The sequence below is a fragment of the Microbacterium sp. genome, from assembly GCF_036277215.1.
Classification (GTDB): Bacteria; Actinomycetota; Actinomycetes; order Actinomycetales; family Microbacteriaceae; genus Microbacterium.
This window is the reverse complement of record NZ_DASUNI010000145.1, coordinates 1-2,669: the sequence shown is the minus strand read 5'-3', so window position 1 is coordinate 2,669 and position 2,669 is coordinate 1. Positions and strand designations below refer to the sequence as shown.

General features: G+C 68.9%; 2 protein-coding genes, 1 tRNA gene and 1 pseudogene. 2 read left to right on the top strand and 2 right to left on the bottom strand.

Annotation, left to right across the window (positions count from 1 at the left end):
• Nucleotides 1-2 precede the first annotated feature (2 nt).
• Nucleotides 3-1,109 (bottom strand): sn-glycerol-3-phosphate ABC transporter ATP-binding protein UgpC, encoded by a 1,107-nt coding sequence (locus tag VFX99_RS07425; RefSeq protein WP_329665661.1) that lies wholly within the window; start codon nucleotides 1,107-1,109, stop codon nucleotides 3-5.
• Nucleotides 1,110-1,332: 223 nt separating this feature from the next.
• Between VFX99_RS07425 and VFX99_RS07420 the strand changes: the two genes are divergently transcribed.
• Nucleotides 1,333-2,334 (top strand): DsbA family protein, encoded by a 1,002-nt coding sequence (locus tag VFX99_RS07420; RefSeq protein ID WP_329665660.1) that lies wholly within the window; start codon nucleotides 1,333-1,335, stop codon nucleotides 2,332-2,334.
• A 52-nt stretch (nucleotides 2,335-2,386) separates the two neighbouring features.
• A tRNA-Thr gene (locus tag VFX99_RS07415) sits at nucleotides 2,387-2,462 on the top strand.
• A gap of 27 nt (nucleotides 2,463-2,489) precedes the next feature.
• Here VFX99_RS07415 and VFX99_RS07410 read toward each other — a convergent pair.
• A pseudogene (locus VFX99_RS07410) lies at nucleotides 2,490-2,669 on the bottom strand (LLM class flavin-dependent oxidoreductase); the annotation flags it as partial.

Here is a 2,669-nt window from a genome sequence, read left to right as displayed (position 1 = left end):
CCTTACGTACCCGAGATGACCGGAGCGTCGTTGAGGCGCTCGCCGGTCTCGACGTCGAACGCGTGCACGTGGCCGGCGGTCGCCGCGAGCGTGACCGTGTCACCCGCGTTGGGGTGGCGACGTCCGTCGACGCGCGCGACGATGTCGGTGCGCTTGCCCGAGATGTCGGTGTGGCCGTACAGGTAGCCGTCTGCGCCGAGCTCTTCGACGAGGTCGACGACCACCGAGAGGCCCTTGCCGTCGGCGGGGCCGACGACGATGTCCTCGGGACGGACGCCCACCGTGACCTGGCTGCCGTGCGCGCGGCCGACAGTGTCGCGGTCGAGACCGACGACCTCGGAGCCGAAGCGCACGCCACCCTCGGCGAGGTCGGACGGGAACAGGTTCATGGCGGGAGAGCCGATGAAGCCTGCGACGAACACATTGTTCGGACGCTCGTACAGGTCGCGAGGCGTGCCGACCTGCTGCAGGAGTCCGTCCTTCAGCACGGCGATGCGGTCACCCATGGTGAGAGCCTCGGTCTGGTCGTGCGTGACGTAGACCGTGGTGACACCGAGGCGACGCTGCAGCGAAGCGATCTGGGTGCGCGTCTGCACGCGCAGCTTGGCATCCAGGTTCGACAGCGGCTCGTCCATGAGGAACACCTGCGGCTGACGCACGATGGCGCGACCCATGGCGACGCGCTGACGCTGACCACCCGAGAGCGCCTTCGGCTTGCGGGTCAGGTAGTCCTCCAGGTCGAGGAGCTTCGCGGCCTCGAGCACGCGGGCGGCACGCTCGTCCTTGCCGACGCCGGCGATCTTCAGGGCGAAGCCCATGTTCTCGGCCACCGTCATGTGCGGGTAGAGCGCGTAGTTCTGGAAGACCATCGCGATGTCGCGGTCCTTCGGCGGAACGTCGGTGACGTCGCGATCGCCGATCAGGATGCGGCCGGAGTTGACCTCTTCGAGACCGGCCAGCATCCGCAGGGACGTGGACTTGCCGCAGCCGGAGGGTCCGACGAGAACGAGGAACTCCCCGTCTCCGACCTCGAGGTTCAGCTTGTCGACGGCGGCACGCGTGCCCCCGGGATACAAGCGCGTTGCGTTGTCGAACGTGACTGACGCCATTGTTTCTGCTCCTTCACCGGCAGGTACGTGCCGGACGATCCGTAGTGATGGAATTGCGGGGCGAACCGCACGCCCTCCGTCGGGCGCTCCCCTAGTATGACACGGGCCGCGCGCAGGCTCCGTCTGGGTATTTCCCAGCCTGCCTGGCTAGCATCGTCCTCGGTCGCCTCCCCGTGCGACCAGTGCAGGGCGTCCCGGCCCGCAGTCCGCCCCGAGAGGTCCCATGTCGAGCGACGAGTCCCCTAACGTGCCCGCCGAGCGGGACCGCCGTCACGCGGTCCGCGAGAAGGCGCAGCAGGTTCAGGCCCAGCAGTCGCGAGCGCGCGTCATCCGCCGCACGTCGATCGCCACGGCCATCGTCGTCGTCATCGCGATCGCCGCGGTCGTGATCGTGTGGACCGTCACTTCGGCGACCTCCCGCCCGCTGCTCAACCCCGCGAACGTGACCGATGACGGCTTCGTCGTGACGACCGTCACCGGAGTCGGATCGGCTGAGGAGACCGGCACGCTGGACGACGAGTCCGCGGCCTCCCTCGATGCGGTCCCCGCTGAGACCGCGACCCCCACCGCCACCCCCGAGCCGACGGCCGAGCCGACCCCGGCCCCGACCGATCAGCCGGTCGTCGACATCCGGGTGTACGTCGACTACCTGTCGACCGGGTCCCACGACTTCCAGGTCGCCAACGTGCAGCAGCTGTCGAAGTGGGTGAGCGAGGATGCCGCCACCCTCACCTACTATCCGGTCGCGATGCTCACGGCCAAGTCGAACGGAACCAAGTACTCGCTGCGCGCGGCGAGTGCCGCCGCGTGCGTGGCGACGCACTCGCCCGACACGTTCTTCGCGTTCAACAACACGCTCCTCGCCCAGCAGCCCGAGGTCGACTCCGACGGCTACACCGACATCGAGCTCGCCGACATGGCTGTCGCGTCGGGTGCGGAGTCGCCGAAGGTGGTGCGCTCGTGCATCGAGGAGGAGTCGTTCGCCTCGTGGGCGAAGTCCGCGACCGAGCGGGCGCTGCAGGGCCTGCCCGACACCGAGGACGTCGCCCTCACCGGCACGCCCATCGTCCTGGTCAACGGGATGCCGTACGTCGGCGCTCTCGATGACCCCAAGGAGTTCGCACAGTTCGTGCTCACCAGCGCGAGCGACGCCTACTACAGCACGCCCTCGCCGACCGCGACTCCGACGCCGACCCCGTCGGCGACCGTGACGCCCGCGCCGTAGCTCTTAGCGCCGGGATGCCGCGGCTGCCCGCTTCGGTAGACTCGGGGCACCTGCCGACTTGGCGCAATTGGTAGCGCACCTAACTTGTAATTAGGGGGTTACGGGTTCAAGTCCCGTAGTCGGCTCCAGACACTGCCGCGCGGGCCCATGTTGCCTCAACCGAGCACCTGCGCGAGATCCTCCAGCGCTCGCATGCGATCGATGCCGACGGGTGTCAGCACGACGGTGGTGGCCCCGGCGCCATGCCGGGCGGCGATGCCCGCGCGCACCTCCTCCGGTGTCCCCGCCAGCGCGAGCGACCCGATCCACTCGTCGGGGATCCGCGAGGCGAACTC

Bases quoted from the DNA above. Each gene is read 5' to 3' on its own strand.
- VFX99_RS07420 (WP_329665660.1), top strand. From the start codon at position 1,333: ATGTCGAGCGACGAGTCCCCTAACGTGCCCGCCGAGCGGGACCGCCGT.
- VFX99_RS07425 (WP_329665661.1), bottom strand. From the start codon at position 1,109: ATGGCGTCAGTCACGTTCGACAACGCAACGCGCTTGTATCCCGGGGGC.